This is a genomic window from Microbispora sp. ATCC PTA-5024, from assembly GCF_000511135.2.
In the GTDB taxonomy this organism is placed as follows: domain Bacteria; phylum Actinomycetota; class Actinomycetes; order Streptosporangiales; family Streptosporangiaceae; genus Microbispora; species Microbispora corallina.
The window spans coordinates 756,393-763,409 of record NZ_KI866524.1 but is presented as its reverse complement, the minus strand read 5'-3'; the positions used below and the strand labels follow the sequence as shown (position 1 = coordinate 763,409).

Below are 7,017 nucleotides of genomic sequence, written 5' to 3'. Positions count from 1 at the left end.
GCCCACGATCCCGGAGCGCGACCGGCCGAGGGCCCGGCGGCGCACCCGGGCGGACGGACGCCGGGGCGGGAGGTCCAGCGCGCGGACCCCGGCCGGAGCCCCCGGCCGGGGCAGGAGGACGCGGCCGCGGTCGACCTCCTCGACTACCTGGGGGCCGCCACGCTCGCCGCCGCCGGTCTGCTCGCCCTGCTCGGGCGCAGGCGCAGGGAGCAGCTGTGGCGGCGGGCGTTCGGACGGCGGATCGTCCGGCCGCGCGGGGACGCCGCCGACGCCGAGGTGGCCATCCGCCTCGGCGCCGACGCCCCCGGCAGCCGCATGCTCGACCTCGGGCTGCGCCTGCTCGGCCGCCTGGTCGCCGAGCGCGGCGGGCGGCCGCCCACGCTGTACGCCGTGCACCTGTCCAGCCGCGGCCTCGACCTGTGGATCCACCCGGCCGACCAGGACGCCCCCGAGCCGTGGGAGGCGCACGACGGCGGCCAGGTGTGGCGGCTGCCCGCCCACGAGGGCCGCCGGATCGACGAGCACGAGCTGGCCGGGGCCCCCGCGCCGTACCCCGGCCTGGTCTCGTTGGGGACGGGCGAGGGCGGGCGCGTCCTGGTGGACCTGGAGGCCGCGCGGGGCGTGGTCGCGATGACGGGCGCGGACACGGTGGCCGCCCTGTCGGCACTCGCCGTCGAGCTGGCCACCAACCGGTGGTCCGACCACATGCGGATCACGCTGGTCGGGTTCGGGGAGGAGCTCGCGCTGCTCGCGCCCGAGCGGATCAGGACGGCGGGCAGCCTGGCCGAGGCGCTGCCGGAGTTCGAGGAACGCGCCCGACACGACGGCGACGTGCTGACCGGACGGGTGCGCGGACGGGTCGCCGACCCCGCGTACACCCCCCACTACCTGCTGTCGGCGATCCGCCCGGACGAGGAGGAGGCCCGCAGGCTCGCCCTGCTGGGCAAGGGCGGGCGTACGGCCGCCGGATTCGTGGTCGCCGGAGACCTGCCGCACGCCACCTGGAGGTGGCACATCGGTGAGGACGGCCGGGCCCGGGTGGACGCCCTCGGCTTCGACGTCCGGGCCAACCTGCTGCCGAGGCGGCACTACGACGCCGTGGTGCGCCTGTTCCGCACGGCCGGGGAGACCGGGGGCGAGCCGCTGACCCCGCCGGTGGAACGCCTGTCGGACGAACCCCCGTCGATCGAGGTGCGGATCCTCGGGCCGATCGAGATCAGCCCGGTGAACCCGCTGGAGGAGGGCCGGGCCGCGCTCGCGCACGAGCTGGTGGTCTACCTGGCCACTCATCCGGCCGGGGTGCATCCGGCCGTCCTCGCCGGGGTGCTGTGGCCGCGCGGCGTCCAGGCCGCGGTCCGCGACGCCACCGTGGCCCGGGTGGCCGAATGGCTCGGCACCGACTCCGAGGGCCGCCCCCACCTGTTCCTCGACGGCTCGGGCCGGCTGCGACTCGGCCCCGAGATCCGTACGGACTGGCGGCTCTTCCAGGAGCTCGTACGGCGGGCGGGCGAGCAGGCCGACGCCCGGCGGCCCGGCGAGGTGGAGGGGCGGCTCCTGGAGCAGGCGCTCGGGCTGGTCCGGGGGCCGCTGCTCAACGGCAGGCCGGCCAACCGGTACGCCTGGCTGGCGGCCGACCCTCTGGAGTACGACGTCACGGCCTGGGTGGCGGACGCGGCGCAGGCCCTGTGCGAGATCCGGCTCGCGCACGGGGACGCCGACGCGGCCGTCGCGGCGGCGCGGGCGGGCCTGCTGCTCGCGGCCGACGACGAGGGCCTGTGGCGCGACCTGCTCCGGGCGGCGCACGCGACCGGCGACCCCGCCCGGCTGCGCGCGGTCGTGGACGGTCTGCGCCGGCGGGCCGCCTCCCATCCCTACGGCGGCGGCATGGCGCCGGAGACCGAGGCGCTCATCGACGAGCTGATCCCCGACTGGCGCCGGACCGCCGCGCAGGACCTCAGAACGTCCCGACTCGCCTGATCGGAGCTTGCATGCGTGGGATGAGCGCCTCCGAGCCATGCCGATCCGTGCATAACGGTGGATCGCGGTTCGCGACGCTCGCTAGCGTCGTCGCGGCGGGGGATCGCGTCCTCCGGAGGGCATGGTCAATGCGCTCGACAGCCGTCGCCGCCGCGCTCGCGGCCTGCGCGGTCCCGATGGCCGCCTGCTCGGCGCCCGCGCCCGAGCGCGGCTTCACCCCGGCCGGGGTGATCGCGGACGACCCGTCCTCGTCCGGCGACGCGGCCGGGGCAGGACAGACGCCCGCGGTCGAGACGATCGCCGCCGGCCCGGGGCTCCAGGTGCGGATCGAGTGGCCCGCGGCGCTGGAGGCCGACCAGGCCGGCATGGTCAGGGCGTTCGGCGACAGCTACGCCGGCCAGTGGAAGGCGGTCGGCAGCCTCGGGAAGGACCGGTCGTACCTCGACGGCGTCGAGGACCCGGCCAGCCGCGACGCCTACACCTGGGTCGACGGGTTCCTGAGGAGCCGCCGGTCGGCCCGCGGCGTGGCCGAGCTCTACGCCCTGCGCGTCGCCTCGGTCAGCGGACGCGGCGCCGAGATCGACGGCTGCGTGGACGAGTCGGGCATCCGGGTCGTCGACCGTTCGGGGGACGAGATCGCCGAACAGCCGTCCTGGACCAGGGCCCCCGCCTCCGTCTACTTCCAGGCCGCCGCCGTCCGCAAGGGCGACGACGGCGCCTGGCGGGTCAAGCTGTTCCAGCACGCCGACTATCCCGACGAGCGCGCGAAGGAGTGCGTCCGATGAGCACGGAGCCCACCCGGCGCGGTGAGCGCGAGATCCAGGCACGGCGTCCGGGGTCCCGCCACCGGCCGCGCGCCGCCCTGCTGGCGCCCCTGCTGGCGGGCGGCCTGCTGACGGTGGCCGCGGCCCCCGGGCCCGGCGGCCCGCACGGCGAGAGCTTCCAGACCGGCCGGACGGTCGGCGTCCGCCTGCAGAACTCCGGCATCACGCTGTCCGGCAGCGGGCTCGGGGCCAGGAGCGACGGCTACCGGATCAAGCGGCCGTGCTGGTACGAGCCGGGCCAGTCGGCCGAGGACATGCTGAAGACCCAGGAGGACATGCGCGCCTGGTGGTTCCACACCCACCCGGGCGGCACCGAGGAGCAGTACCAGAAGTTCATCAAGCAGTACCAGGACAAGGTCGGCCAGGACGGCCGCTGGTGGACCCCCGCCTACAACGCCGCCGACCCGAACGGCATGTCCTGCTGGACCGGCCTGCAGGGGGCCCTGTGGGTGCCGGCGGGGACCACGCCTCCGGGCGGCATCACGATCCAGGAGCTCATGCAGATCGCCCGGGCGGCCCTCACCGTCCCCAAGCCCACGATCAAGCTGAGCCCGGACGCCAAGAGCTACGTCAACCTGCCCACCTGGGTCTGGCTGGACGGCAACGGGCCGACCACCCGGTCCGTGACCGCCACCCTGCCCGGGGTCATGACGGCCACGGTGACGGCCAGGCTCGACGGCATCAAGATCGACGCTGGGACCTCCTCCGACCGTGCCGAGGTCCGGCAGGAGTGCGGCGCCACCGGCCACCCGTACGTCAAGGGTGGCACGTTCACCTGCGGCGTCCGCTATCTGCGGGCCTCGATCGACCAGCCCCGCAAGGTCTACACGCTCACGGTGACGACCGTGTGGCCCGTCACCGGGCAGGGCGCGAACGCGGGCGGCGGCCCGGTCGCGCCGTTCATCTACGCCCCGGTGTACGAGCCGGTGCAGGTGACCGCCACCCGCGACGTGCCGGTCGGGGAGGTCCAGAGCGTGGTCCGCCCCTGACGGCCCTCAGGCCCGGGACTCGTGGGCCAGCAGCCACTCCTTCACCGGGGTGCCGTAGTAGTAGCCGCCGTATCCGCCGGTCGACGGCAGCACCCGGTGGCACGGCACGAACGGCGCGACGAGGTTCTGCGCACAGGCCGAGCCGGCCGCCCGCGCCGCCGTCCGCGGCAGCCCGGCCTTCTCCGCCAGCTGCGCGTACGACACGGTGGTCCCGGCCGGGACGCTCCGCAGGGCCTCGTAGAGCCGCTGCCGCGTCGGCGTGCCGGCCTGCTCGGCCGGGACGCGGTCGAGGGCGTCGATCCCGCCGTCGAGGTACTCGTTGACGGCCTCGGCGGCGTCCCCCACGTCGCCCGCGCGCAGCGGGAGGTCCCGCAGCGGCCGCGGGAGCCGTACGGCCATCTCCTGGGGGTCGGCGGTGAAGCCGGCGGCCACGAGGACGCCGTCCCGGACGAGCAGGGCGAGCGGGCCCACGGGGGTGGGCAGCACCTGAGTAACGATCATGATGGGCGCGGCGGGTCGCCGCTTCCTCCTTCTGGGAAAGCCGGGAATGGTGACGGGTGTCAGGCGGCGCTCGCGCTCCACAGATGGAGGGCGGCGTACGCGCGCCAGGGGCGCCAGCGCTCGGCCTCTGCGGCCGCGATGCCGAGCCGCGCCATGGTCTTCCTGAGGACGAGGTCGCCGTCGGGCCAGGCGTCGGGGTCGCCCAGCGACCGCAGGGCGATGTAGTTCGCGGTCCACGGCCCGATCCCCGGCAGGCGCAGCAGCCGGGCGGTCGTCTCGGCCGGGTCGTCGGCGCCGTCGAGGTCGATCTCGCCGCCCGCCACCGCCTCGGCCAGCGCGGTGAGCGTGGCGACGCGGCGGGTGGTGAGGCCGAGGCCGCCGAGGTCGGCGCCCACGAGCCGGTCGGGCCCGGGGAAGAGCACGCCCACCACGGGCGCGGCGTCGCCGTCCGGCTCCGCCGCCCCTTCGGCGGCCGGCGTCCCCGCCCGGGCGGCGAGACGGCCGAGGATCGTCCGCGCCCCGGCGACCGAGATCTGCTGGCCGACGACAGCACGTACGGCCATCTCGAAGCCGTCGAACGCCCCCGGGACCCGCAGCCCCGGACGGGCCGCCACCAGCGGTGCGAGCGCGGTCGAGCCGAGGATCGAGGCCACGGCCTCGGGGTCGGCGTCCAGGTCGAGCAGGCGGCGGCACCGCGCCACGATCCGGGCGAGCTGCCGCGTGTCGGCGGTGCGCACGGTGAGCCGGATGTGGTCCCCGGCCGGCTGGAGCGTGATCGAGCCCCCGGGCACCGCCCGCGTGTACCTCGCCACCCCCCCGGAGCCGGCCGCGCCCCCGGAGCCGGTCGCGTCCGTGCCGGTCGCGTCCGTGCCGGTCGCGTCCGTGCCGGCCCACGTGACGTGCTCTACGCCGGGGATCGCGCGGGCGGCGAGGAACCGCAGCACCGACTGGGCGTCGTACGGCCGCCGGAAGGCGAGCCGCAGCCCCAGCCCGGTCGCCGCCGCGGCGGAAGAGGCGGTCGGCGCCCCGTCAGTCCCAGTGGCGGTCCCGGCTCCTTCGATCCCCGGGGTCCTCCCGGCCCGGGAGGCGGCGGCCAGCGGCCCGACCGCCTTGCGCAGCTCGCCGGGGGCGAAGCCGTACGACTCCTTCATGGCGGCGTTGAACTGCCGCACGCTGCCGAACCCCGCCGCGAACGCCACGTCCGTGATCGGCAGGGCCGTCTCGGTGAGCAGCTGCTTGGCGAGCAGGAGCCGTCTCGTCCGGGCGACGGCCAGCGGCCCGGTGCCGAGCTCCGCGGCGAACAGCCGGTGCAGATGCCGTTCGGTCACGTGCAGGCGGTGGGCGAGGCCGGCCACGCCGTGCTCGTCGGCCACGCCGTCGTCGATGAGCCGCAGGGCCCGTCCGACGAGGTCGGCGCGCACGTCCCACCCCGGGTCGCCGGGGCTCAGCTCCGGACGGCAGCGCCGGCACGGCCGGAACCCGGCGGCCTCCGCCGCGGCGGCGTGCCGGTAGAAGCGGACGTTCTTGCGGGCCGGCGTGCGGGCCGGGCAGATCGGGCGGCAGTAGATGCCGGTAGAGGTGACGGCCGTGTAGAAACGCCCGTCGAAGCGGGCGTCGCGTGCGGACACCGCGAGGTAGCACGCGTCGAAGTCAAGCTGTCGTGTCGTCACATCCACGACGTTATGCGCTGGCCGCCTGCGTGGGCTGGCGGAAATCGGACCCCGGCGTCACTTGCTGGAGATGCCGACCCCGAGGTCGAACTCGCGGTAGACGCGGGCCCAGAAGCCGTCGCGCAGCCACACGCGCGCCTCCGGGTACGGCCGGAGCGAGTGGCCGAGCTCCTTCTCGGCCTCGATCAGCAGCTCGGTGTCGATCACGGTCGGCAGCAGGGGGCCGGGAAGCAGATCGCGTATGTTGTCCCGGCCGCGGGTCAGGATCCACTTCTGGGCCACGTGCTCACCCACCTCCTCCACCCGGGGACGGCCCGGGCCGAGCTTGGTGATCTGTCCCACCGGCGCCTTCGGCGGCATCGGCTTGACCGTGCGGGCGGCGAACACCTGCGCGGGCGACGGCGCGGGCGGCACGGGCACCGGGACGGGCGCGCGGGTGAAGAACGGGCGGAGGAAGTCGGCGCTCAGGATCTCCACCGTGTCGGACTCCCACACCAGCCGCTCCGCCTGGTTCGTCCCGAACGGCGGCTCGACCCCCCACAGATGGACCCGCACGCCGTACGCCTGGGCGGCCTCCACCGCGGGCACCATGTCCTCGTCGCCGGCGATCAGCACGGTGTCGCTCACGGCGTGGTGGCGGGCCAGGGCCTCGAGGTCGCTGCGGATCTGGGCGTCGACGCCCTTCTGCTGGCCCCGGGCGTTCAGGTTGCCCAGCCGGACCTTGACCCACGGAAGCTGGGCGATCACCCGCTGGTCCACGGTGGGAACGCGGTCACGGGCGGCGTCATACCAGTAGATGCGCAGCAGTTCGCCGGGAATGCGTTCGAGGGCGTGTTTCTGGAGCGACTGGATCAGCTCGTCGGCCGAGACGCGGTACTCCTTGCGCTCCTTGGCGCCTAAAAGCACTTCGCCGGCCGCCGCGTACAGGTAACCAACGTCCACGAGGACGGCATACTTGGCGGAAATGCCGTGTGCGCTGAAGTCCGGGATGGCCATGGTGTCCTCCAGGACTCGTCACTAGTTGATCGGCTGACTATATTCCCCCACTTTCTAGAT

General features: G+C 75.2%; 6 protein-coding genes. 3 read left to right on the top strand and 3 right to left on the bottom strand.

Translation table 11 applies throughout. The features are described 5' to 3' along the window. The 3 genes from MPTA5024_RS24015 to MPTA5024_RS24005 form a co-directional block, all read left to right on the top strand. On the top strand, positions 1-1,977 hold a 1,977-nt coding region (locus tag MPTA5024_RS24015; protein ID WP_051458586.1), incomplete at its 5' end, for a bacterial transcriptional activator domain-containing protein. 128 nt (positions 1,978-2,105) lie between these two features. Continuing rightward, positions 2,106-2,762: a hypothetical protein gene (locus tag MPTA5024_RS24010; protein ID WP_036328188.1), complete on the top strand. Its 657-nt coding sequence runs from the start codon at positions 2,106-2,108 to the stop codon at positions 2,760-2,762. Further along, positions 2,759-3,790, top strand: coding sequence for a hypothetical protein (locus MPTA5024_RS24005; protein ID WP_232326617.1), 1,032 nt, complete (start codon positions 2,759-2,761; stop codon positions 3,788-3,790). The genes MPTA5024_RS24010 and MPTA5024_RS24005 overlap by 4 nt, the downstream gene beginning before the upstream one ends. A gap of 6 nt (positions 3,791-3,796) precedes the next feature. On the opposite strand, the gene MPTA5024_RS24000 is transcribed toward MPTA5024_RS24005, so the two are convergent. The 3 genes from MPTA5024_RS24000 to MPTA5024_RS23990 form a co-directional block, all read right to left on the bottom strand. Then, positions 3,797-4,276, bottom strand: coding sequence for a methylated-DNA--[protein]-cysteine S-methyltransferase (locus MPTA5024_RS24000; RefSeq protein ID WP_232326616.1), 480 nt, complete (start codon positions 4,274-4,276; stop codon positions 3,797-3,799). 74 nt (positions 4,277-4,350) lie between these two features. Beyond that, entirely contained in the window at positions 4,351-5,961 is a 1,611-nt protein-coding gene (locus MPTA5024_RS23995; RefSeq protein ID WP_036328185.1) for a DNA-3-methyladenine glycosylase 2 family protein, read from the bottom strand. Between the two features lie 57 nt (positions 5,962-6,018). Then, the gene (locus MPTA5024_RS23990; protein ID WP_036328183.1) at positions 6,019-6,957 is read right to left on the bottom strand and encodes an NYN domain-containing protein; all 939 of its coding nucleotides are present in this window, start codon (positions 6,955-6,957) and stop codon (positions 6,019-6,021) included. Between the last annotated feature and the right edge of the window lie 60 nt (positions 6,958-7,017).